This is a genomic window from Pseudomonas sp. RL, from assembly GCF_000647775.1.
GTDB lineage: Bacteria > Pseudomonadota > Gammaproteobacteria > Pseudomonadales > Pseudomonadaceae > Serpens > Serpens flexibilis.
The window spans coordinates 1-22,360 of sequence record NZ_JBOY01000145.1 but is presented as its reverse complement, the minus strand read 5'-3'; the positions used below and the strand labels follow the sequence as shown (position 1 = coordinate 22,360).

General features: G+C 66.6%; 23 protein-coding genes and 1 tRNA gene. 9 read left to right on the top strand and 15 right to left on the bottom strand.

Annotation, left to right across the window (positions count from 1 at the left end; translation table 11 throughout):
* The first annotated feature begins 197 nt into the window (after window positions 1-197).
* On the top strand, window positions 198-992 hold the full coding sequence (locus AS93_RS19685; protein WP_081798343.1) for an ABC transporter substrate-binding protein: 795 nt from the start codon (window positions 198-200) through the stop codon (window positions 990-992).
* Window positions 993-1,012: 20 nt separating this feature from the next.
* Window positions 1,013-1,513: a hypothetical protein gene (locus tag AS93_RS0117005; RefSeq protein WP_139182081.1), complete on the top strand. Its 501-nt coding sequence runs from the start codon at window positions 1,013-1,015 to the stop codon at window positions 1,511-1,513.
* 10 nt (window positions 1,514-1,523) lie between these two features.
* Here AS93_RS0117005 and AS93_RS0117000 read toward each other — a convergent pair whose 3' ends face one another.
* The 8 genes from AS93_RS0117000 to AS93_RS0116965 form a co-directional block, all read right to left on the bottom strand.
* Entirely contained in the window at window positions 1,524-3,353 is a 1,830-nt protein-coding gene (locus AS93_RS0117000; RefSeq protein ID WP_027591707.1) for a long-chain-acyl-CoA synthetase, read from the bottom strand.
* Window positions 3,354-3,463: 110 nt separating this feature from the next.
* A complete protein-coding gene (locus tag AS93_RS0116995) occupies window positions 3,464-4,288 on the bottom strand; it encodes an NAD(P)-dependent oxidoreductase (protein WP_027591706.1) in 825 nt (274 codons plus the stop codon).
* A gap of 204 nt (window positions 4,289-4,492) precedes the next feature.
* On the bottom strand, window positions 4,493-6,481 hold the full coding sequence (locus tag AS93_RS0116990) for an acetyl/propionyl/methylcrotonyl-CoA carboxylase subunit alpha (RefSeq protein ID WP_027591705.1): 1,989 nt from the start codon (window positions 6,479-6,481) through the stop codon (window positions 4,493-4,495).
* A 56-nt stretch (window positions 6,482-6,537) separates the two neighbouring features.
* On the bottom strand, window positions 6,538-7,332 hold the full coding sequence (locus tag AS93_RS0116985) for an enoyl-CoA hydratase-related protein (protein ID WP_027591704.1): 795 nt from the start codon (window positions 7,330-7,332) through the stop codon (window positions 6,538-6,540).
* A 106-nt stretch (window positions 7,333-7,438) separates the two neighbouring features.
* Window positions 7,439-8,599 (bottom strand): citronellyl-CoA dehydrogenase, encoded by a 1,161-nt coding sequence (atuD, locus tag AS93_RS0116980; RefSeq protein WP_027591703.1) that lies wholly within the window; start codon window positions 8,597-8,599, stop codon window positions 7,439-7,441.
* Window positions 8,600-8,640: 41 nt separating this feature from the next.
* A complete protein-coding gene (gene atuC, locus AS93_RS0116975) occupies window positions 8,641-10,257 on the bottom strand; it encodes a geranyl-CoA carboxylase subunit beta (RefSeq protein WP_027591702.1) in 1,617 nt (538 codons plus the stop codon).
* Window positions 10,258-10,262: 5 nt separating this feature from the next.
* Window positions 10,263-11,132, bottom strand: coding sequence for an SDR family oxidoreductase (locus AS93_RS0116970; RefSeq protein ID WP_027591701.1), 870 nt, complete (start codon window positions 11,130-11,132; stop codon window positions 10,263-10,265).
* 99 nt (window positions 11,133-11,231) lie between these two features.
* Window positions 11,232-13,019, bottom strand: a complete 1,788-nt coding sequence (locus tag AS93_RS0116965) for an acyclic terpene utilization AtuA family protein (RefSeq protein WP_027591700.1) — start codon at window positions 13,017-13,019, stop codon at window positions 11,232-11,234.
* 181 nt (window positions 13,020-13,200) lie between these two features.
* On the opposite strand from AS93_RS0116965, the gene AS93_RS0116960 reads away from it, so the two are divergent.
* Window positions 13,201-13,827 (top strand): TetR/AcrR family transcriptional regulator, encoded by a 627-nt coding sequence (locus AS93_RS0116960; protein ID WP_037009826.1) that lies wholly within the window; start codon window positions 13,201-13,203, stop codon window positions 13,825-13,827.
* Between the two features lie 28 nt (window positions 13,828-13,855).
* Here AS93_RS0116960 and AS93_RS20415 read toward each other — a convergent pair whose 3' ends face one another.
* Window positions 13,856-14,026 (bottom strand): DUF2897 family protein, encoded by a 171-nt coding sequence (locus AS93_RS20415; RefSeq protein ID WP_065365683.1) that lies wholly within the window; start codon window positions 14,024-14,026, stop codon window positions 13,856-13,858.
* A gap of 129 nt (window positions 14,027-14,155) precedes the next feature.
* Between AS93_RS20415 and pyrF the strand changes: the two genes are divergently transcribed.
* The 3 genes from pyrF to AS93_RS0116940 all read left to right on the top strand — a co-directional run bounded on the left by pyrF (window position 14,156) and on the right by AS93_RS0116940 (window position 15,454).
* Window positions 14,156-14,851 carry an orotidine-5'-phosphate decarboxylase gene (gene pyrF / locus AS93_RS0116950; RefSeq protein ID WP_027591698.1) on the top strand — a complete coding sequence of 232 codons (696 nt, stop codon included), beginning with the start codon at window positions 14,156-14,158 and terminating at the stop codon, window positions 14,849-14,851.
* Window positions 14,852-14,937: 86 nt separating this feature from the next.
* Window positions 14,938-15,177 carry a type II toxin-antitoxin system RelB/DinJ family antitoxin gene (locus AS93_RS0116945; RefSeq protein ID WP_027591697.1) on the top strand — a complete coding sequence of 80 codons (240 nt, stop codon included), beginning with the start codon at window positions 14,938-14,940 and terminating at the stop codon, window positions 15,175-15,177.
* Window positions 15,167-15,454 (top strand): type II toxin-antitoxin system RelE/ParE family toxin, encoded by a 288-nt coding sequence (locus AS93_RS0116940; protein ID WP_027591696.1) that lies wholly within the window; start codon window positions 15,167-15,169, stop codon window positions 15,452-15,454. Before AS93_RS0116945 ends, AS93_RS0116940 begins: the two co-directional genes overlap by 11 nt.
* A gap of 30 nt (window positions 15,455-15,484) precedes the next feature.
* Here AS93_RS0116940 and AS93_RS0116935 read toward each other — a convergent pair whose 3' ends face one another.
* The 3 genes from AS93_RS0116935 to AS93_RS0116925 all read right to left on the bottom strand — a co-directional run bounded on the left by AS93_RS0116935 (window position 15,485) and on the right by AS93_RS0116925 (window position 18,214).
* On the bottom strand, window positions 15,485-16,144 hold the full coding sequence (locus AS93_RS0116935) for a nitroreductase (protein ID WP_027591695.1): 660 nt from the start codon (window positions 16,142-16,144) through the stop codon (window positions 15,485-15,487).
* Window positions 16,145-16,167: 23 nt separating this feature from the next.
* Window positions 16,168-17,019 (bottom strand): hydroxyethylthiazole kinase, encoded by an 852-nt coding sequence (gene thiM / locus AS93_RS0116930; RefSeq protein WP_081798342.1) that lies wholly within the window; start codon window positions 17,017-17,019, stop codon window positions 16,168-16,170.
* A 193-nt stretch (window positions 17,020-17,212) separates the two neighbouring features.
* Window positions 17,213-18,214: an NADP-dependent oxidoreductase gene (locus tag AS93_RS0116925; RefSeq protein WP_027591693.1), complete on the bottom strand. Its 1,002-nt coding sequence runs from the start codon at window positions 18,212-18,214 to the stop codon at window positions 17,213-17,215.
* Between the two features lie 167 nt (window positions 18,215-18,381).
* Between AS93_RS0116925 and AS93_RS0116920 the strand changes: the two genes are divergently transcribed.
* Together AS93_RS0116920 and AS93_RS0116915 are read left to right on the top strand one after the other, a co-directional pair.
* Window positions 18,382-19,092 carry an AzlC family ABC transporter permease gene (locus AS93_RS0116920; protein WP_027591692.1) on the top strand — a complete coding sequence of 237 codons (711 nt, stop codon included), beginning with the start codon at window positions 18,382-18,384 and terminating at the stop codon, window positions 19,090-19,092.
* Window positions 19,092-19,421: an AzlD domain-containing protein gene (locus AS93_RS0116915; protein ID WP_027591691.1), complete on the top strand. Its 330-nt coding sequence runs from the start codon at window positions 19,092-19,094 to the stop codon at window positions 19,419-19,421. Before AS93_RS0116920 ends, AS93_RS0116915 begins: the two co-directional genes overlap by 1 nt.
* Window positions 19,422-19,531: 110 nt before the next feature.
* Here AS93_RS0116915 and sugE read toward each other — a convergent pair whose 3' ends face one another.
* From sugE to rdgC, 3 genes are all read right to left on the bottom strand, one after another.
* Complete coding sequence (gene sugE / locus AS93_RS0116910; RefSeq protein ID WP_027591690.1) at window positions 19,532-19,846, bottom strand: quaternary ammonium compound efflux SMR transporter SugE; 315 nt, start codon at window positions 19,844-19,846, stop codon at window positions 19,532-19,534.
* Between the two features lie 108 nt (window positions 19,847-19,954).
* Window positions 19,955-20,917: a bile acid:sodium symporter family protein gene (locus AS93_RS0116905; protein ID WP_027591689.1), complete on the bottom strand. Its 963-nt coding sequence runs from the start codon at window positions 20,915-20,917 to the stop codon at window positions 19,955-19,957.
* Between the two features lie 167 nt (window positions 20,918-21,084).
* A complete protein-coding gene (rdgC, locus tag AS93_RS0116900) occupies window positions 21,085-22,005 on the bottom strand; it encodes a recombination-associated protein RdgC (RefSeq protein ID WP_027591688.1) in 921 nt (306 codons plus the stop codon).
* Window positions 22,006-22,212: 207 nt separating this feature from the next.
* Here rdgC and AS93_RS0116895 point away from each other — a divergent pair.
* Window positions 22,213-22,288 (top strand) — tRNA-Val (locus tag AS93_RS0116895).
* Window positions 22,289-22,360 lie beyond the last annotated feature (72 nt).

Here is a 22,360-nt window from a genome sequence, read left to right as displayed (position 1 = left end):
CTGATCCAGTCGCTTCGGTAACAGGAAAAACCCGCTCCTCGGAGCGGGTTTTTTTATGGGTGCGGCGTCGTCTGGTGGATTGGCAAGAAATTGTGGGGGCGGGATCAGGCTTCGGTGCATGGCATGCCGCACGGATGCCCTGATTGGCAGCCGCTTCCGGTGTACCATTTGCTCCCCGGACCTAATGCGGTACTTCCATGCCCCGTCGATTGCTGCCCGTCTCGATGACCCTCTGCTTCGCCCTGCTACCGGCCTGGAGTCAGGCTGCCGAGCCCTGCGAGCATCTGGTGGCGATCGGGGTGGGCGAGCGTGTGCCCTACCAATGGCTGGATGGGGCAGAGCCGCAAGGTGCAAGCGTCACGCTGCTGAACCGTGTGGCCGCCGGCCTGGGGGTCACGCTGGATGTGTTGACCGCTGAAAATCCCGAGCAGGCCGAGCGTGAAGTCAGCAGCGGCCGGGTGGATCTGCTGATCGATGCCGAGCTGCGCCCGCAGCTGCAGGCAGGCCTCGACTTCCTGGAACCGCCGCTGCACGAGGCGCCGGTGGTGGTCTGGGTAGCCAAGGACAGCGTCTTCCCCTTCCAGGATTGGGACGATCTTGGGGGGCGACGCGGTGTGCGTATCGACAATACCGAGTGGGAAACCGAGAGCGATCAGCGTGCTGATGCGCAGCTGCAGCTCAGGCCTCACGGCGATTTCGTCCAGGCACTGCAGAGCTTGCTGGCAGGCCAGATCGATTACGTGCTCCATGATCACGTGGCGGGCCAGGCGGTGGTGCTGCGTTACGGTTGGGCGGATGAAGTGGTGGTGCTGATGCCGGCCTTGTACAGCCAGCCGCGCTATCTGGCGTTGTCCCATAACTCGGCCTGCAATACGGCAGGCTTGCGCGATGGCCTGACCAGGGCACTGGGCGGCCTGCAGGGCGAACAGTCAGGTGCGTCGATCGTGCGGCAACATCTGCAACAGTGGGCCGAGCGCCGGCGATCCGACTAAACTGACGCGGCGCCGAAAACTTGGCATGGAAGCTGCTGACCTTCGTTCGGTTGGCAAGAAAGCGTCATGGGAAGAATATGTGTCGGTTACTGCAATGGGTCTTTTGCATCTGCCTCGGCTGCGCCGGTGCGCCCGCCGCGTCGGCGAACAGCCAGGAGCATGAGCTTTGCCGGAGCGCCGCGTTCCGGACGTTGAACAGCCTGTGCGAGGCTGTCATGCGCATCTTCCCGGTTCGCGACAGCCAGCAGACGGTCGCGACGGTACCCGAGCCCGTCGAACCCGACGTCGCGAAGCCGTTGGACCTGACATTGCCGCCCCTTTTAGGTCAGGACGATAACGGCCCGCTGGAGAGCTACAAGCCGCTGCTGCCGCCTCTGTTCGGGCTCAAGTCCCAGCCCGGTGGGATGACCCTGGGTGGGCGGTTGATTACCAGCGAGCCGGAGGCGGAATTCGAGTTCGACCTGAGCAACATGCTCGAGCGCATCGAGGGCGCGGAAATCAGCATCCAGATCCGCCGTTGAGGCGTTCGCCTTACAGACGGTGTTCGCCGCGGGACAGCTCGGCGTAGCGAACCGCATCGAGCACCTGGAACCCCGGTGCGTCGGGCAGCAGGACGAACAGCGGATCGGCTGTCTGCGCGGGATCGAAGGCCTGGCGCTTCAGATCGGTCTTCTTGTACTTGAAGGTGCCGGTGGTTTCGACCTCGTCGAGCAGACGGACGAACAGCGGAACGGCATAGGGCGGCAGATGCTGGCGCAAATGCGTGGCCAGCCCGAGCGGATCGAAGGCGACGTCGGCGGTCATCCGCAGCGCCGCCATGCCACAGCGACCATCCATGCCTGGCACCTCCACGCCGTACACCACCGCATCCTCCACACCCGGCCAGGCGCCCAGCACGTTCTCCACCTCCGTGGTGGACACGTTCTCGCCGTGCCAGCGGAAGGTATCGCCCAGGCGGTCGACGAACTGGGCGTGCTTGCAGCCGATGTCGCGCATCAGGTCGCCGGTGTTGAACCAGGCATCGCCCTGCTTGAACACGTTGCGGAAGATGGCGGCCTCGCTCTTGGCGGAGTCCGTGTAGCCGTCGAAGGGCCATTTCGGACTGATCTCGCTGATCAGCAGGCCGGCCTCGCCCTTGTTCACCTTGACCATGAAACCCTTGCGGTCGCGCACTGGCTGCTCGTTGTCCAGGTCGTAGCGCACGATGGCGTAGGTGGCCGGGGTGAAGCCCACGGTGTTGTCGAAGTTGAACACGTTGGTGAAGCCGATGTTGCCTTCGCTGGAGGCATAGAACTCGGTGATGCGCTCGATGCCGAAGCGTTGCTTGAACTCGCCCCAGATCGAGGGTCGCAGCCCGTTGCCGATCATGCAGGTCAGGGTGTTGCCCTGTTCCTCGGGGCAGGGCGGCTGGTTGAGCAGGTAGCGGCACAGTTCGCCGATATAGCCGAAGCAGGTGGCGCGGTAATGCCGCACGTCCTTCCAGAAGGCGCTGGCGGAGAACTTGCGGCGCAGGGCGATGGCCGCGCCGCCGGCCAGGGCGGCGCTCCAGCACACGGTCACGGCGTTGTTGTGGTAGCAGGGCAGGGTGAGGTACAGCACGTCCTGCTCGGTCAGGCTCAGCCCGGAGTGGCCGAAGCCGCCGTAGGCCTTGATCCACTTGCCGTGGCTCATCACCGAGGCCTTGGGCAACCCGGTGGTGCCCGAGGTGTAGATATAGAAACAGGCGTCCTTCATGCGCACGCGAGCGGTGTGCGGCAGGTTCTCGCTCGACTCCTCGGTGGCCATACTCGCCAGGTTCTGCCAGCCATCCGGTGCCGTGCCGGCATCCTGCAGGGTGTCCTGGTCGGCCAGCCAGAAACGCCACTCGGGGCGTAGGTCGTTGAGCTCGGACTGAATGTCTTCGAAGGGCTGCAGCAGCTCCGCGCCGATCACGTAATGACCGGGTTTCACCAGATTGAGGCTGTAGGCCAGCACCTGTCCCCGTTGCGCCGTGTTGACCAGCGCGCCGATGGCGCCGAGCTTGGCCAGCGCGGCCAGCACCGCGAGGATTTCCAGGCGGTTTTCCATCATCACCGCCACCACGCTGCCGTGACTCACGCCGTTTCTTTCCAGACTGCGCGCCAAACGGTTGGCCCAGGCGTTGAAGTCGGCGTAGCTGACGCTGCGCTGCAGGTCCATCACGGCGGGGCGATCGGGGAAGCGCTTGGCGCTCTGCTCCAGCGCCCAACCCAGGGACAGCGTCTTGTCGCGGTTGCGGATGGCCGTGTAGTAGAGCCCGCGCAACATACGCGGCACCCGCGGCAGGTGACCGGGCAGGCGGGCGAGGAAATGGAGGGGCGAGATGGTGTCGACACTGGCCATGGCAAAGGCTCTCGGGGCTTGGTTTCTTGTTATGGGCCGCTGCAGCCTAGATAGCCCGGTCAGGTCCTGCCATGACTGCGTCGACGTTCTTGCCGTGTCAGATGGGCGAATCAGTCCAGGTACAGGTCCGGCATCAGCCTACCGCCGGCAGGGTCGTACCGATAGGCCTCGAAATCCGTCGTGCCGCGTTCGCGCAGCAGGTCTTCGTCGACCAGCAGGCGGCCGGTCAGGCTGCGCGCGGGGCTGGTCAGGATGGCATGCGCGGCGTCGGCCATGATCGCGGGGGTGCGCGCCTGTTTGAAGATCTGCGGGCCGCCCAGTTCATGTTCGATGGCGGCCGTGGCGATCACCGTGCGCGGCCATAGCGCGTTAACACTGATGCCGTACTTCTTGAATTCCTCGCTCATGCCCAGGGTAAGCATGCTCATGCCGTACTTGGTGGTGGTGTAGGGGCCGTACTGGGCGAACCACTTGGGGTCGAGGTTCAGCGGGGGCGACAGGTTGAGGATGTGTGGGTTGGCGCTTTTCTTCAGATAGGGCAGGGCGGCCTGGCTGCAGACCATCACCGCGCGGGTGTTGATCTGGAACATCAGGTCGAAGCGCTTGGGTTCCAGGTTCTCCACGCCCTGCAGACGGATGGCGCCGGCATTGTTGATCAGCGCATCGATGCCGCCGAAATGTTCGGCGGCGCGTTGCATGGCGGCGCGTACCGCCAGTTCGTCGCGCACGTCCAGCCGTAGTGCCAGGGCCCGGCCTCCGGCGGCCTCGGCTTCCGCCGCCACGCTGTGAATGGTGCCGGCCAGCTTCGGATGCGGCTGCTCGCTCTTGGCGGCAATCACCACGTTGGCGCCGTCGCGCGCGGCGCGCAGCGCGATCTCGCGACCGATGCCACGGCTGGCGCCGGTGATGAACAGGGTCTTGTCACGCAGGCTCATGGGATATTCCTTTTTAACGGGCCCTCAAAAAGGGAAGACCGCCAGGCTGCCTTCCCCGTTTCCTGGCAGCCTGGATCAGGCGCCTGGCGTGGTTTCGAGCAGCGCCTGCCGGTTCGGCAAGCGTAGGGTGGATCGCGCTTCACCGATCCACCGTGCGTGCGACGGTGGACAAGGAAAGCGTTTTCCACCCTACGGTTCGCCGGCTCAGGCCTCTTCAGCTTCGATCTCCACCAGCACCTGGCGGTTCTTCACCTGATCGCCCCTGCTCGCGCCAACCCGGCGGATCACGCCATCGATGCCGGCCTTGAGCGGGTGCTCCATCTTCATGGCTTCCAGCACCACCAGCAGCTGGCCCTTGGTCACACGGACGCCTTCTCCGACCAGCACATCGACGATCGCGCCGTCCATCGGCGCCTTGACGGTGCCGGAGCTGGCCGCGCTCTGGCCGCCGGCCGGCGCGTGGCTGACGTCGGTCAGCGCCAGGTTGCCGAAGTGGCCATAGAGCCACAGGTTCTCGCCGTCCAGGTGATAGGCCTGGCGCTGACGGATGCCGTCCAGTTCGAAGGTCAGCCAGCGGCCGTCGCTGTGCAGCAGGCGCAGGCTCAGTTGGCTGTCGCCGACGCTGGCCAGCAGGGCCGGTTGCGTGCCGTCGCGCTGCACTTGCAGCGCGACTTTGTGGGACTGCTCGCCCTGCTTGAGGGTGAACTGCCACGGCGCACTGCCGGCGCTGCGCCAGCCAGCCAGTTGCTGCTGATGGGCGCGGCCATTGGCCGAGGCCTGATAGAGCAGGGCGGCGGCTACGGCCAGCTCGCGGGCGGCCGGCGCCTGCGGGGTGAGGCTTTCGTCGTTGCTGAAGTGCTCGGCAATGAACGCGGTGGTGGCCTTGCCGGCGGCGAACTCGGGGTGGTTCAGCAGGTTGGCCAGGAAGCGTTGGTTGCCGTTGACGCCCAGCAGCACGCAGTTCTCCACGGCGCGGATCAGCTTGCGCAGCGCGTCCGCGCGAGTGGCGCCATAGGCGATGACCTTGGCCAGCATAGGGTCGTAGAACGGGGTGACGTCCTGACCTTCCACCAGGCCGTGGTCGATGCGCACGCCGTCCAGCAGCTCCGGTTCCCAGCGCAGCACCTTGCCGGTCTGCGGCAGGAAGTTGTGGGCCGCGTCCTCGGCATACAGGCGCACTTCGATGGCGTGGCCGGTGAGCTGGATCTCCTCCTGCTTCAGCGGCAGCGGCTGGCCTTCGGCGGCGCGGATCTGCCAGGCCACCAGGTCCTGACCGGTGATCAGTTCGGTGACCGGGTGCTCCACTTGCAGGCGGGTGTTCATTTCCAGGAAGAAGAACTCGCCGCTGGCATCCAGCAGGAATTCCACGGTTCCGGCACCGACATAGTTCACCGAGGCGGCGGCCTTCACGGCGGCCTCGCCCATGGCCTTGCGCAGCTCGGGCGTCATGACCGGGCAAGGGGCTTCTTCCACGACCTTCTGGTGACGGCGCTGTACGGAGCAGTCGCGCTCGCCCAGGTAGACGATGTTGCCGTGCTGGTCGCCGAACACCTGGATCTCCACGTGGCGCGGGCGAATGACGGCGCGCTCGAGGATCAGCTCGCCGGAGCCGAAGGCGTTCTGTGCTTCGGAACGGGCGGTACGGATCTGCTCCTGCAGCTGGCCGGCTTCGTGCACCAGACGCATGCCGCGACCCCCGCCGCCGGCGCTGGCCTTGATCATCAGCGGGTAGCCGATGCGCTCGGCCTCGCGGATCAGCGTCTCGTCGTCCTGGGCGGCGCCTTCGTAGCCCGGAATGCAGGGCACGCTGGCTTCCAGCATGGCGATCTTCGACAGGCGCTTGGAGCCCATCAGGTGGATGGCTTTCACGGTCGGGCCGATGAACACGATGCCGGCGGCTTCGCAGGCGCGGGCAAAGTCGGCGTTCTCGGAGAGAAAGCCGTAACCGGGGTGGATGGCGTCGGCGCCGGTCTTCTTGGCGGCGGCGATGATGTTGTCGATCACCAGGTAGGACTGGTTGACCTGGGCCGGGCCGATGCACACGGCCTCGTCGGCCAGCTGCACGTGACGGGCATTGGCGTCGGCTTCGGAGTACACCGCAACGGTGCGATACCCCAGTTCATGGGCGGTGCGCATCACCCGGCAAGCGATCTCGCCGCGGTTGGCAATCAGAATCTTGTTGAAAGCGGGCATCTGGGTGCTCCTGCGAATGCGGTCAGGCAGACCGAGCGGGGGCTCGGTCGGGCCCATTACTGCGCCCACTTGGGCGCACGTTTCTGTACGAAAGCCATCGTGCCCTCGACGCCTTCGGCACCGGTCACGGCGGCGGCGAACTGTTCGGCGGCGCGATCGAGCAGCGCGTTCATCGCTTCGGTCTCGCTGGCCAGTAGCAGCGCCTTGGTCTGCGCGTTGGCCTGCGGCGCGCACTGGCGAATCTGCTGGAGCACCTCGGTCAGACGGGCGTCGAGGTTCTCGCTGGACTCGCAGTAGTGCACCAGGCCCAGGCGCAGGGCTTCGGCGCCGTCGAAGCGGGCGGCGGTCAGCGCCAGGCGGCGGGCCTGGGTCAGGCCGACGCGCTTGACCACGAACGGGGCGATCTGCGCGGGCAGGATGCCCAGGGTGGTTTCCGGCAGGCCGAACTTGCAGCCCTCGGCGGCAATGGCGATATCGGACACGCAGGCCAGGCCGAAACCGCCGCCCAGCACCGCGCCTTCCAGCACCGCGACGACCACCTGCGGGGCGGCCTGGGCTTCTTCCAGCAGGGCGCCGAAGGCGCGGTTCAGGTCGCGGTAGGCGTCGTGCCCCTTGGCGCGCGCGCCGGCCATGTCCTTGATATCGCCGCCGGCACAGAAATGGCCGCCGGCGCCGCGCAGCACCAGGGCGCGCACGGCAGGGTCGTTGCGCACGCTTTCCAGCACGGCGCGCAGCTCATGCACCATGGCCAGGCTCATGGCGTTGCGGCTGTCGGGGCGGTTCAGGGTGATGTGCAGCACGCCGGCATCCAGGTTGAGCAGCAGGGTGTCGCAGTGGGGTAGATCGGCCATGGCAGGCTCCTTGGTGTCTTCGGGTAGGGCGGATCGCGCTTTACCGATCCGCCGGGCAGGGCCACGGTGGATGTAAACAACGACATCCACCCTACGGGTCCGGCTCTCAGCCCTTCTTCTTGCCCGGCAGGATGCCCATCATCTTGCAGATGATGCCGAGCATGATCTCGTCGGCGCCGCCGCCGATGGACACCAGGCGCACGTCGCGGTAGGCGCGCGACACCGGGTTGTCCCACATGAAGCCCATGCCGCCCCAGTACTGCAGGCAGCTGTCGGTGACCTCGCGGCCCAGGCGGCCGGCCTTGAGCTTGGCCATGGAGGCCAGCTTGGTCACGTCGCGGCCCTTGATGTACTGCTCGGTGGCCTGGTAGACGAGGGCGCGCAGTGCTTCGATCTCGGTCGAAAGTTCCGCCAGGCGGAAGTGGATCACCTGGTTGTCGATCAGCGCGTTGCCGAAGGTCTTGCGCTCGCGGCAGTACTCGATGGTCTGGTCGACGCACAGCTCCAGGCCCTTGATGATGTTGGCCGCGCCGAACAGGCGCTCCTCCTGGAACTGCAGCATCTGCATCATGAAGCCGGCGCCTTCGTGGCCGACGCGGTAGCGCTGCGGCACACGCACGTTGTCGAAGAACACCTGGGCGGTTTCCGAGGAGCGCATGCCCAGCTTGTCCAGGTGCGGGCTGAGGGTGATGCCCGGGGTGTTCATCGGCACGATGATCATCGACTTGTTGACGTGCGGCTTGTCGTCGCTGGTGTTGGCCAGCAGGCAGATGAAGTCGGCCTGCGGCGAGTTGGTGATCCACATCTTGTGGCCGTTGATGACGTAATCGTCGCCGTCCTTGCGGGCGGTGGTCTTCAGCCCGGCCACGTCCGAGCCGGCGGTGGTCTCGGACACGCCGATGCAGCCGATCATGTCGCCGGCGATGGCCGGAGCCAGGAACTGCTCGCGCAGCTCATCGCTGCCGAAACGGGCCAGCGCCGGGGTGCACATGTCGGTCTGCACGCCGATGGCCAGCGGCACGCCGCCGCAGTGGGCGGTGCCGAATTCTTCGGCGGCGACGATGGAGTAGCTGTAGTCCAGGCCCATGCCGCCGAATTTTTCCGGCTTGGAGATGCCCAGCAGGCCCAGGTCGCCGGCCTTCTTGAACAGCTCGCGCATCGGGAAGCGACCGTCCTTCTCCCACTCGTCAACGTAGGGGTTGATCTCCTTGTCGACGAAGTTCTTCACGGTGCGGCGCAGTTCGTCGTGTTCCTGAGTGAAGTGCATTGTTCTTGTCCTTCTTCGAATGTTCAGGAGGCGGAGTGCGCTTACAGGCGCGCGACCCCGAAGGTGTTGGATTTCAGTGGCCGCACCTCGGCCTCGGCGCAGATATCGAGCAAAAAGCCCAGCAGCTTGCGGGTATCGCGCGGGTCGATGAGGCCGTCGTCCCACAGGCTGGCGGTGCCGTACAGGGCGGTGGACTGGCTGTCCAGCTTCTGCGCGGTCACGGTTTCCAGCATGTCGAGCATCTTCGGATCGGGCGTCATGCCCTGCCTGGCCTGCTTCTCCTCGGTGACGATACGCAGCACCTTGCCGGCCTGGGCGCCGCCCATCACAGCGGTGCGGCTGTTTGGCCAGGCGAAGATGAAGCGCGGGTCCAGACCACGGCCGCACATGGCGTAGTTGCCGGCGCCGTAGGAGCCGCCGACCACGATGGTCAGCTTGGGCACGCGGGCGTTGGCCACCGCTTGCAGCATCTTCGAGCCATGCTTGATCACGCCGTTCTGTTCTGACTCGGTGCCGACCATGAAGCCGGTGGTGTTGTGGAAGAACAGGATCGGCGTGTTGCTCTGGTCGCACAGCTGGATGAACTGGGCAGCCTTGGCGGCGCCGCGCGGGGTGATCGGGCCGTTGTTACCGATGAAGCCGCAGGGCTGGCCTTCGATGCTCAGGTGGCCGCAGACGGTCTGGCTGTCGAACTCGTTCTTGAAGTCGAGGAATTCGGAGCCGTCGGCGATGCGGGCGATGATCTCGCGCACGTCGTAGGGCTTCTTGGCGTCGTTGGGCACGATGCCCAGCAGTTCCTCGGCCGGGTACAGCGGCTCGCGCCAGGCCTTCTTCGGGCGCACCGGCAGCTGCAGGTTCCACGGCAGCATGGCCATGATGTTGCGTGCCAGGCGCACGCCATCGGCGTCGTTCTCGGCCAGGTACTCGGCGGTGCCGGCGATCTGCGCATGCATCTCGGCGCCGCCCAGTTGCTCGTCGGTGGCGATCTCGCCGGTGGCGGCCTTGAGCAGCGGCGGGCCGGCGAGGAACATCTTGGCCTTGCCGCGCACCACCACCACGTAGTCGGACAGGCCCGGCTGGTAGGCGCCGCCAGCGGTGGAGGAGCCGTGCACCACGGTCACCTGGGGAATGCCCATGGCCGAGATACGCGCCTGGTTGGCGAAGCCGCGTGCGCCTTCCACGAAGATGTCGGCGGCGTAATTGAGGTTGGCGCCGCCGGATTCGGCCAGCGTGATGATCGGCAGTTTGTTCTCCACGGCTACCTGCTGCATGCGCAGGGATTTCTTCAGGCCGGTGGGGGAGATGGTGCCGCCCTTGATGGCGCTGTTGTTGGCCAGGATCAGGCAGCGGATGCCTTCCACATAGCCGATACCGGCAATGATGCCGCCGCCGGCCTGGGTACCGTCCTTGTCGTCGTGCAGCTTGTAGCCGGCCAGCGAGGACAGCTCCAGGAACGGCGCGCCCGGGTCGAGCAGCAGGTTGATGCGCTCGCGCGGCAGCAGCTGGCCGCGCTTCTCGAACTTCGGCTTGGCCTCCTGGGCCTTGTCGAGCACTTTCTGCTCGACGTCACGGAAGCTGGCCACGGCTGCAAGCATGGCCTCGCGGTTGGCGGCGAAGGTTTCGCCGTGGACGTCTATCTCTGACTGGATCACGGGCATTGTTCTTATTCTCCGTCCTTCAGTACGTCAGGTTGGCAGGCGCGGTGAAAACCGTTGTAGGACTCGCTGTTGCGGGCCTTGCCGAGGGTCCAGGCGCGGGTGCCGAGGCTGGCCGCGCCGTCGATGCGGATGGTGTTGCCGCTGATGAAGCTGGCGCCGGGGGAGAGCAGGAACACGATGGCCGAGGCGATCTCCGCCTCGGTGGCGATGCGCTGCAGTGGCACATGGTCCTTGAGCGAACGGATCATGTTCTTCATGGCGTCCGGGTAGGTGTCCATGCCGCTGGAGGCCACCCAGCCTGGCGCCACGGCGTTCACGCGCACACCGGCGTGGCCCCATTCGTAGGCGGCGGTCTTGGTGAAGTTCTCCATGCCGGCGCGGGCGGCGCCGGAATGACCCATGCCCGGCATGCCGCCCCACATGTCGGCCAGCATGTTGACGATGCTGCCGCCGTGCTTGGACAGGCTCTGCAGGAAGACTTCCTTGGCCACCAGGAAGCCGCCCACCAGGTTGGTGCGCACCACGGTTTCGAAGCCTTTCTGGTTGATGCCGATCAGCGGCGCCGGGAACTGGCCGCCGGCGTTGTTGACCAGGTGATGGATGCGCCCGCGTTCGGCGATCACCGCCTTGACCATGGCCTTCACGGCTTCCTCGTCGCGGATATCGCAGACCTGGAAACTGACGCTGCCGCCGTCCTCGACGATCTCGCCGGCAGTCTTCTCCAGCTTTTCCAGCTTGCGACCGACCAGCACCACATGCGCACCCAGGGCCGCCAGCTCGTGGGCGGTGCAGCGACCGATGCCGCTGCCGCCACCGGTCACCAGGATGGTCTGGCCGGCGAAGAGGTCGGGTTTGAATACCGAGTTGTAGTGCATTGTTGTTATTCCAGTGTTCAAAACGGGGATCCGGCGCAGGGCGGTCGGTGCTTTTCCGGCCGACACGGCGGACACGAAAAGCGTTGTCCGCCCTACGTGTTACAGCTGCTCGGCAAGCGCCTGCGGCACGGCCACCGGGAATTCCAGCAGTTGCTGGGCGAAGGCCTTGCCCTGCGGGTCGATGCGCAGGCTAGCGACGCCGCCGCCGCCCAGGGCGTTTTCCAGCAGGAAGTTCAGGCTGTGGGTGCCCGGCAGGTACCAGCGGCTGACGCGGCCGGTCCGCGGATCGAGCAGGTGCTGCATCCAGTCGGCCACGGCCTCGTTGCTCAGCGCCTCGGCGATCCAAGGCAGGTATTCCGGCTTGCGCGCCATGACGCCGATGTTGCTGTGGTTGCCCTTGTCGCCGGAGCGGGCCACGGCCAGCTTGACCAGCGGCACGTTGGCCTCGGCCTGGCCGCTGGCGGTCGGCGCGGCCAGGTCTTCGGCCAGTTGCGCCGGGTCGAAGGCATCCACCCGCGGCAGGCTTACCGCGGTGCGCTCGTTGTTGATCTCGACGGCCAGCTCGCAGGCACTCTTTTCAACCAGGAAGGAGAACAGGCGGATGATCGGGTAGACGGTCGGGCGGCCGCCGACGATGCCGGTCAGGCCCGGGGCCATGCCGGTGGAGGCCTGGGCGATTTCCTTGGAGAACAGCACCAGGGCTTCCTTCTTGGCGTGACTGACGGCCAGCTTGAGCACCACTTCGCGGGTATCGCCGCGCTGGCCGTGGGCGCCGTAGGTGGCCTCGGTGCCCAGCAGTTCGATGTTCACCTCGCGGTACGGGCCCCAGCCGCGTTCGGCGAACATCTCGTTGGTCTTGTTGATGATGGCCTGGCTGACGCGCTCGGCCTTGGCGCGGGCGTCGATGCCGGCCAGCACGCAGCTGGCGGTGCAGCGGAAACCGTCCGGGTAGGTGGCGCTGACCTTGTAACGGTCGGTGGGCGGCAGGCCGCGGGCGCCGGTGACGCGCACGCGGTTATCGCCGGCCTGCTCGAGCGCCACCCGGGTGAAGTCGCAGACCACGTCCGGCAGCAGGTAGGCGCGTGGGTCGCCTATCTCGTAGAGCATCTGCTCGCCGACGGTGAACGGCGTGACCAGGCCGCCCGTGTTGTCCGGCTTGGTGATGACGAAGCTGCCGTCGGCCTCGACTTCCAGGATCGGGAAGCCGATGTGCTCGTAGTCCGGCACCCGTTGCCAGTCGGTGAAGTTGCCGCCGGTGCTCTGCGCGCCGCATTCCACCAGGTGGCCGGCCAGGGCGGACTGGGCCAGCTTGTCGTAGTCGTTCCACTGCCAGCCGAATTCATGCACCAGCGCGCCGCTGACCACGGCGCTGTCCACCACGCGACCGGTGATGACGATATCGGCGCCCAGGTCCAGCGCCTGGACGATGCCCGGCGCGCCCAGATAGGCGTTGACCGACACGCACATGGGCGGCATCGGCGTGCCGTTGAACATTTCCGTGGTGCCGGCCTTGGCCAGTTCACTGGCTTTGCTTTGCAGGCTGTCGCCGTGCAACACGGCGATCTTCAGATTGACGCCAGCCTTCTCGCAGGCGGCGGCCAGGGTGGCGGCGCAGGCAGCGGGGTTCACGCCACCGGCGTTGCTGACGATGCGGATCTTCTTGGCGGCGATCTCACCCAGCAGCGGCGCCAGGACGTCGACGAAGTCCTTGGCAAAGCCCTCCTGCGGGTTCTTCATGCGTGCGCCGGCCATGATCGACATGGTGATCTCGGCCAGGTAGTCGAACACCAGATAATCAATGCTCGCTCCGCGTACCAGCTGGGCGGCGGCGGTGGAGGTGTCGCCCCAGAAAGCGGAGGCGCAGCCGATGCGTACGGTCTTGGTCATTGTTGTTGTCCGCTGACGCTAGAGAAGTGTCACAAACACTACCAAGCAAGCGCTTGGTTGAAAAGCCCTGGCGGTCATTTTTCCCGAGCGCTTGCTTGGTCAGGGTAATGCGGACAGAATTCGCCTCGGTCGTGGAGCCGGTCAGGCTGCCGCACAACGTTTGCTGAACGAGGTATCAGACGTGGATGAGCAGAAAGCCGGCAAGGTGATGCGGGAACTGGTGGCCGCTGGACGTATGACCGATCCGGACAGCGCGCGGGGCAAGCTGCTGCAGGCCGCCGCCCACCTGTTCCGGCGCAAGGGCTACGAGCGCACCACGGTGCGCGACCTGGCCACGGCGGTGGGCATCCAGTCCGGCAGCATCTTTCACCACTTCAAGAGCAAGGAAGAGATCCTGCGCGCGGTGATGGAGGAAACCATCGTCTACAACACCGCGCTGATGGAAGCCGCGCTGGCCGAGGCGGGCAGCCTGCGTGAACGGGTGCTGGCGCTGATCCGCTGCGAGCTGCAGTCGATCATGGGCGGCACCGGCGAAGCCATGGCCGTACTGGTCTATGAGTGGCGTTCGCTGTCGGAAGACAGCCAGACGCACATCCTGGGCCTGCGCGATCGCTACGAGCAGCTGTGGCTTACGGTTCTGGAGGAAGCGCGCGCGGCGGGTTACGTGCAGAGCGATCCGTTCATCCTGCGCCGCTTTCTGACTGGCGCGCTGAGCTGGAGCACCACCTGGTTCCGGCCCGACGGCCCGATGAGCCTCGATGCGCTGGCCGAGGAAGCCCTGGCGCTGGTGATCCGCAACCCCGCCTGAAGAGGGCCCGCACAGGCGGGCCCGCCGGTTACTTGCGGTACTCGCGCTCCTGGGCGTCGAGCCGCGCGTTGCGCTCCTTGATTTCCTTGAGCTGTTCCTCGGTCAGGGGAATCTTCTTGGCGCCGCTGCGCAGCATCAGCAAGCCGCCGATCACCGTGCCGAATACCAGAACCAACAGCAGCCACATATACCAGGGCATGGTCGTACACCTCTCGATTCAGTCTTCTAACCATACGACGGCCTGTGGGCTTTGTCAGTGCGGCGCTGTGGGGGTGCTGCCGCACGGGGTACAATGCCCGCCGTTTTTGTCTGCCCGATGAGTCTCGCCATGGCCTGCCAGTCCCCGATTATCGTTGCCCTCGACTTCCCTTCCCGCGACGCCGCCCTTGAGCTGGCGGCGCGCCTGGACCCGACCCGCTGCCGGGTGAAGGTGGGCAAGGAACTGTTCACCCGCTGCGGCCCGGCGGTGGTGGAGGACCTTCAGGCCAAGGGTTTCGAAGTCTTCCTGGACCTGAAATTCCACGACATCCCCAACACCACGGCCATGGCGGTGAAGGCCGCCGCCGAGCTGGGCGTGTGGATGGTCAACGTGCACTGCTCCGGCGGCCTGCGCATGATGGCGGCCTGCCGGGAAACCCTGGACGCCCTGAACGGACCGAAGCCGCTGCTGATCGGCGTGACCGTGCTGACCAGCATGGAGCAGTCCGACCTGGCCGGTATCGGCCTGGACATCGAGCCGCAACAGCAGGTGCTGCGCCTGGCCGGTCTGGCGGCCCAGGCCGGGCTGGACGGCCTGGTGTGCTCGGCCCAGGAAGCGCCAGCGCTCAAGGCGGCACACCCGCAGCTGCAACTGGTTACTCCGGGCATTCGTCCGGCCGGCAGCGCCACGGATGACCAGAAGCGCATCCTCACCCCGCGCCAGGCCATGCAGGCCGGCTCCGACTACCTGGTGATCGGCCGGCCGATCAGCCAGGCCGCCGATCCGCAACAGGCACTGGCGGCGGTGCTGGCCGAGCTGGGCTGATCGCCTGCTGGCGGTCGCGGATGAGTTGCCAGGCGGTGGCATCGGTGCCATGGTAATGACCATTGTCATTACAGGTATCCGCCGCCATGGCAACCATCAATATTCGTATCGACGACGAGCTGAAAGCCCGGGCCTACCGGGAGCTGGAAAAGCTCGGTGTCACCCCCTCCGAGCTGATGCGCCAAGCCTTGCAGTATGTGGCCGAGCGTGGGCAGCTGCCGTTTCGCCCGGTGCTGCTGACCGAGGAAGACGAGGCGTTGATCGCCACTGTTCGCGAGCGTCTGGCAGATCCGCAGCGCGTGAAGGTTGCGCTGGATGACCTATAGCCTGGAGTTCGATGCGCGGGCGCTCAAGGAATGGCACAAGCTGGGCGATACGGTTCGCCAGCAGTTCAAGAAGAAGTTTGCAGAGATCTTGCTGAATCCGCGGATCGAGGCGAACCGTCTCCACTCGCTGCCGGACTGCTACAAGATCAAGCTGCGTAGCAGCGGTTATCGACTTGTGTATCAGGTGATCGACCACGAAGTGGTGGTGTTTGTGGTCGCGGCAGATCGCCGCGAGCGCGAGCAGGTCTACCGCAAGGCGGCCGAACACCTCAAGTAACCGCCCCGGCCGAACGCCGGGGCCCAGTCCTCAAAACCCCACCAGCTGCCCCCACTCGCCAAAGTCGGCGCGGGTGGCGCGCAGGCTGTTGATGGGCGCTTCCTTGTCCTCGTAGCCCAGGGCGATGCCGTAGGTCACCCGATAGCCCTCGGGCACCTCGATGTGCTGCCTGACTACCGCGTCGTAGCGACGCCAGAAGCCCTGGGCGCAGGTGGCCAGTCCTTCCTCGGTGGCGCGCAGCATGAAGGACTGCAGGTACAAGCCCAGGTCCATCCACTGCACCGGGCCCATGCGTTCGTCGATGAACACCAGGATGCCTACCGGCGCGCCGAAGAACTGCGCATTCCTGGCCAGCTGGCGAAAGCGCCCGGCCTTGTCTTCGCGCGGAATGCCGATGCTGCGGTAGAGGTCCTCGCCGTTGGCGAAGCGGCGGGTGCGGTACGGCTCCCACAGGTTCGGCGGATAGGAGAGCTGCGAGGGATTCTCCTCGCCGGAGGTTTTCGCCACATCGGCCAGCAGGCCGCTGAGGCGCTCGCCGGTGATGGCAGCCACCCGCCAGGGCTGCATGTTGCCGCCCGAGGCGGCCAGCGCCGCATCCTGCATCAGTTGCTGTACCAGCCGGGCCGACGGCACCTGCGGGGTGAAGGCGCGCACGGAACGGCGTTCGCGCAAGGCTTGAGAGACGTGCATGGGGATTCTGATCCTTCTTGTTGTCAGACGGTTTCGAGAGCGGTCACTTCCAGCTGCATGCGCTCGCGGAAGCTGGCTTCCTCCAGGCGATACAGCTCATCGATGAAGCCAATGGCGAACGATCCCGGCGCCGTGTGGCGCTGCGCCGCCAGGGCGCCGGCGATGGCGAAGCTGGCGTGGGCCGCCACCGCCGCCACCAGCGGCTCGGCCACCGACTGGTAGGCCGCCAGCAGGGCGCCCAGGGCACAGCCGGTGGCCGTCACGCGCGGCTGCAGCGGACTGCCGCCGAAGATGCGCACCAGCACCTGCTGGCGCTGGTAACGACCGACCAGATGATCCACCGCGCCGGAGGCGCAGACCACCGGGCTGTGTTGCAGCAGCTGCAAGGCGGCCGGTACGGCGCTGGCGGGCTCGTCGGAGCTGTCGACGCCGCGGCCGCCTTCGCCCAGGCCGGACAGGCCCTTGATTTCCGAGGGATTGCCGCGAATGGCGCTGGGCTGGAAACGCAGCAGGTCCAGTGCCACCCCGCCGCGCCAGGGCAGGCCACCGGCGCCGATGGGGTCCAGTACCCAGGGTTTGCCGGCCTGCCGTGCGGCTTCTGCGGCCAGGCGCATGGATGCCACCTGGGCGTCGGTGGGCGTACCCAGGTTGATCAGGAGCGCATCGGCGATGCCTGCGAACAGCGCCGCTTCCTGTGTGTTATCGACCATCGCCGGCGACGCGCCGGCGGCCAGCAGCACGTTGGCCATGTAGTTGGCCGACACCACGTTGGTGATGCATTGCACCAGCGGCGTGCGCCCCTGCAGGGCCCGATGGGCCTCGATCACCTGTTCGCGCAGCACGCCGGTCGTCTGCCGGGCATCGAATGTTTGCATCGCGTCATGCCTCTCGTTGAACCGGCGCAGAGCATACCCGCTGCCCCGGCACCTGCGCACAGGTTCGATGCCGTACGTGCGCGCCGCACAGGGTCAGAACGAGGGCGGTCGGCGCTTATCCGGCCGCCGTTGGGCGCCACGCCGGGCTCTGCGGTGGCCAACGCGTTGCGTTGAGCACCCTAGGGAATGCACGTCAGCTCACCTTGAGCACCAGCTTGCCGAAGTTCTCGCCGCTGAACAGCTTGAGCAGGGTCTCCGGGAAGGTGTCCAGGCCCTCCACGATGTCTTCCTTGCTCTTCAGCTGGCCGCTGGCCAGCCAGCCGCCCATCTCGCGCAAGGCGAGGGGGAACTGCGCCGCATGGTCCATGACCACGAAACCTTCCATGCGCGCCCGGTTGACCAGCAGCGACAGGTAGTTGCGCGGGCCGACCGGCGCTTCCAGGTTGTTGTACTGGCTGATGGCCCCGCAGATCACCACCCGAGCCTTGTAGGCCAGGCGGGCCAGCACGGCGTCGAGGATCTCCCCGCCGACGTTGTCGAAGTACACATCGACGCCCTTCGGGCAGGTGCGCTTGAGGCCGGTGGTCACGTCCTCGTGCTTGTAGTCGATGGCGGCGTCGAAGCCCAGTTCCTCGGTCAGGTAGCGGCATTTTTCCGCGCCACCGGCGATGCCGACCACCCGACAGCCCTTCAGCCTGGCGATCTGCCCGGCAATGCTGCCCACCGCGCCGGCGGCGCCGGAGATCACTACGGTTTCGCCGGCCTTGGGCGCGCCGACCTCCAGCAGGGCGAAATAGGCGGTCAGGCCGGTCATGCCCAGTGCCGAGAGATACAGCGGCAGCGGCGCCAGCTTCGGGTCGACCGGGTAGAATCCCTTCGGCTCGCCGAGGAAGTAATCCTGCACGCCGAGCGCACCACCGACGAAGCTGCCGACCGGGAACTGCGGGTGCCGCGAGGCGACCACCTCGCCCACGCCCAAGGCGCGCATCACGCCGCCCAGCGGCACCGGCTCGATGTACGACTTGCCTTCGTTCATCCAGCCGCGCATGGCCGGGTCGATGGACAGGTAGCGGTTGCGCACCAGCACCTGGCCATCGGCGGGCTCGCCAAGCGGCGTTTCCACCCGGCGGAAGGTGTCGCGGGTCGGCAGGCCAACCGGGCGCTGGGCAAGCAGGAACTGGCGGTTGCTGGGCATGGAGGATCCTCGTGCGGTTCTTGTTGTGGCCTCAGGGATAGCCGGCCGCAGCCGGTCGGGCAAGCTCCAGTGCCGGTGGGAATGCCGGGCCATGCACCGACGTGATGGCGGGCGAGACGTTCGGCGGGCTTTGGTGTAGGTTGGCCGTCCTCTCGCAAGGAGCTTCCATGTCTCGTTCCACCGAACTGCTCAACGGCGCCCGCGATACGCTGCCGCTGATCCTCGGCGCCATCCCCTTCGGCATCATCTACGGCACCCTGGCCAGCGCCGCCGGGCTGACGCCCTGGCAGGCGCTGGGCATGTCCCTGTTCGTCTATGCCGGCTCGGCGCAGTTCATCGCCGTCAGCCTGCTGGGCGGTGGTGCCAGCCTGGCGGTGCTGCTGCTGACCACCTTCGTGGTCAACCTGCGCCATGCGCTGTACAGCGCCACCCTGCAGCCGTTCGTGCGCCACCTGCCGGGCCGCTGGCGCCTGCCGCTGGCCTTCTGGCTCACCGACGAGACCTTCGCGGTGGTGCAGCACCGCTATGCCGAGGCCGAGCAGTCGCCCTACAAGCACTGGTACTTCCTCGGCTCCTGTCTGGCGATGTACGGCAACTGGCAGCTGTGCACGCTGATCGGCGTGGGCTTCGGGCAGGCGGTACCGAACCTGGCTGCCTGGGGACTGGACTTCGCCATGCTGGCCACCTTCATCGGCATCGTGGTGCCGATGCTGCGCAACCTGCCGCAGGTCGCGGCGGCGCTGGTGGCCGGCGCGGTGGCGGTGGTCTGCCATGCGCTGCCTTACCAACTGGGTCTGCTTGCGGCGGCACTGGCCGGCATTCTGGTCGGCGTGACGCTGGAACGGCGCAAGGCGCCGCTGCCCGCGGAGGGGCTGTGATGGATATCTGGCTGCTGATTCTCGGCATGGCGGCGATCACCTTCGCCATCCGCTACAGCCTGTTCGCCTGGCCGAACCTGCGCTTTGCGCCCGTGGTGCGCCAAGCGCTGCATTACGTGCCGAGCGCAGTGCTCAGCGCCATCGTGGTGCCGGTGATGCTGATGCCGGACGGCGAAGGACTGCAGCTGAGCCTGGACAACGCCTACCTGCTGGCCGGTCTGGCGGCCATCGCCATCGCCGCCTTCACCCGCAACCTGCTGGCGACCATCGCCGGCGGGCTGTTGGTGTTCTTCCTGCTGCGCTGGGCGCTGGGGCAGTTGCCGATCTGAGTGAGGCCCCGAACTGTGGGAGTGAATTCATTCGCGAGCTTTTGCGCGGGACCGCAGGAAAAGGATCGCGGACAAGTCCGCTCCCACCCAGTTGCGTGGGGCGCGGGTGTCTAATTGCTCAGCTTCAGCCCGATCAGTCCCGCTACCACCAGCGCCACGCTGATCAGCCGCAGCGGCGCCACGGATTCGCCGAACAGGAAGATGCCAGCGATCACCGTGCCCACCGCGCCGATGCCGGTCCATACCGCGTAGGCGGTACCCAGCGGCAGGCCCTTCATGGCCCAGCCGAGCAGCACGACACTGATGACCATGGCCGCCAGGGTCAGGGCCGAGGGGATCAGGCGGGTAAAGCCGTCGCTGTATTTCAGGCCGATGGCCCAGGCGATTTCGAACAGGCCGGCAAAGAAAAGAATGAGCCAGGACATGGGGCGTACTCCAGGGTTAATGGGGTCGTCCCCGCAGGCAGGGCGTTGCGTCCTTGGGAAGGAGGCAGCGCTGGCGGGGTCGTCCCCGCCAGGCGCCTATTCTGCACATCAGGGCCGGGTGGGCAAGTCGTCCGCGCTGCGATCCTGCATACGCCGGTAGACGGTGGCCAGCAGCGGGCCGGACAGGTTGTGCCAGACGCTGAACAGCGCGCTGGGCACCGCCGCAAGCGGGGTGAAGTGCGCGCTGGCCAGCGCAGCGCCGAGGCCGGAGTTCTGCATGCCCACCTCGATGGACAGCGTCTTGCGCTGCGCCAGCGGCAGGCCGAACAGCCGGCCGGCGAGGTAGCCGAGCGCCAGGCCCAGGCCGTTGTGCAGCACCACCACCGCCATGATCAGCAGGCCGGACTCGGCGATCTTCGCCTGGCTGGCCGCCACCACGCCGGCGACGATGGCGACGATGGCCACCACCGACACCAGCGGCAGCACCTCCACCGCCGCCTGCACCCGCGCGCCGAGCAGGCGCTGGGCGAGCAGGCCGAGCACGATGGGCAGGATCACCACCTGCACGATGGACCAGAACATGGCGGCGAAATCCACCGGCAGCCAGGCCGAGGCGAGCAGCCAGATCAGTGCCGGGGTGACCAGCGGGGCGAGCAGGGTGCTCACCGAGGTGATTGCCACCGACAGCGCCACGTCGCCCCGGGCGAACCAGGTGATGACGTTGGAGGCGGTGCCGCCCGGGCAGCAGCCCACCAGGATCACGCCCACGGCGATCTCCGCCGGCAGGCCGAGTGCCTGGCAGAGCAGCCAGGCCAGCGCCGGCATGATGATGAACTGGGCCAGCACGCCGATCAGCACCCGCAGCGGACGGCGCGCCACCTCGGCGAAGTCGGCGGTTTTCAGGGTCAGGCCCATGCCGAACATCACCAGGCCGAGCAGCGGCACGATCCAGCCGCCCTTGGCGATCGGCAGGAACACGGCGGGCAGGTAGAAGGCCAGAACGGCGAACAGCAGAACCCAGAGGGCGAAGGTATTGCCGGCGAAGCGGCTGAGAGCGGCCAATGCACGCATGGGGTGTTTCCTTGGTTCGTACTAAGGGAAGGCCCGCGCGCTTCCCGGCATGGCGGAAAGTGGCCGGCCGGGACTGGGCGGCGCGGGTGGCACCGGCAGGGCCCGGGCTGGCCGCCAGGCGCCCGGGGTAAGGGCAGCGTGGCGGTTGCGGGTGGTAAAGAAAGCGATCAGACCGCCTGCGCGATGTCCTCGCCGCCGAGCGCCTCGAACAGCTGCGGCAGGAAGTCGTTTAGGGTCAGCATCATCAGGGTGAAGCTGGCGTCGAACTGGCCCTGGTCGTCCTCGCCACCGTCCTGCTCGGCCTGCTCCTGCAGCAGGTCCTCGAAGCGCAGACGCTTGATGACCAGCTTGTCGTCCAGCACGAAGGACAGCTTGTCCTCCCAGGCCAGGCTCAGCTTGGTGGCCAGCTTGCCGGCGGCGAGGTGGTTCTGTACTTCTTCGCTGGCCAGGTCCTGGCGCTTGCACTGGATGATGCCGCCGTCCTCGTGCGGATCGCGCAGCTCGCATTCGTCGCGCAGCTGCAGGCCGTGGCTGGCGGCGTTGTTCTTCACCCAGCCGGTAAAGGTGGCGATAGGCGCCTGCTTGACGTTGACCGGGCGCACCGGCAGCGAGCCCAGCACTTCGCGCAGGGTGGATAGCAGGTCCTCGGCGCGCTTGGCGCTGGAGCTGTCCACGAGGATCAGGCCCTGGGCCGGGGCAATGGCCGCGAAGGTCTTCGACTTGCGGATGAAGGCGCGCGGCAGGAAGGCCTGCACGATCTCGTCCTTCAGCTGCTCGCGTTCCTTCTTGTACACCTTGCGCATCTGCTCGGCCTCGATCTCCTCGATTTTCTCCTTCAGCGCATCGCGCACCACGCTGCCCGGCAGGATGCGTTCTTCCTTGCGTGCCGCCACCAGGTAGAAGCCCTGGCTGACATGCGCCAGCGGCGCGTCCGGGCCATTGCCGCAGGGCGGAATGAAGCCGTAGGTGGCCAGTTCCTGGCTGGCGCAGGAACGGGCGGGCTTTCCGGCCAGTGCGGTTTCCAGGGCCTCGGCATCGAAGCGGTAATCCGGGGACAGGCGATAGACGAGCAGGTTGCGAAACCACATGGCGGGGGCAGTCTCCTGAAGGCGCAAAGGGGCGCATTATTCCCCCTGCGCCGGAAACAGGCCAACCCCGGGGCTGGCGAATGTCGCGCAATCGGATGAAACAGCCGGATTTTCCTAAGTCGTTGGAACCTCTGAAAAAATTTTTCAAAGGGGGGGTTGCCAAGCGGTTCGGGTCTCTCTAGAATGCGCCCCACTTCGAGAGCAAATGGGTGGTTAGCTCAGCCGGGAGAGCATCTGCCTTACAAGCAGAGGGTCGGCGGTTCGATCCCGTCACCACCCACCACTCGAGGTAACGCGCAGCGGTAGTTCAGTCGGTTAGAATACCGGCCTGTCACGCCGGGGGTCGCGGGTTCGA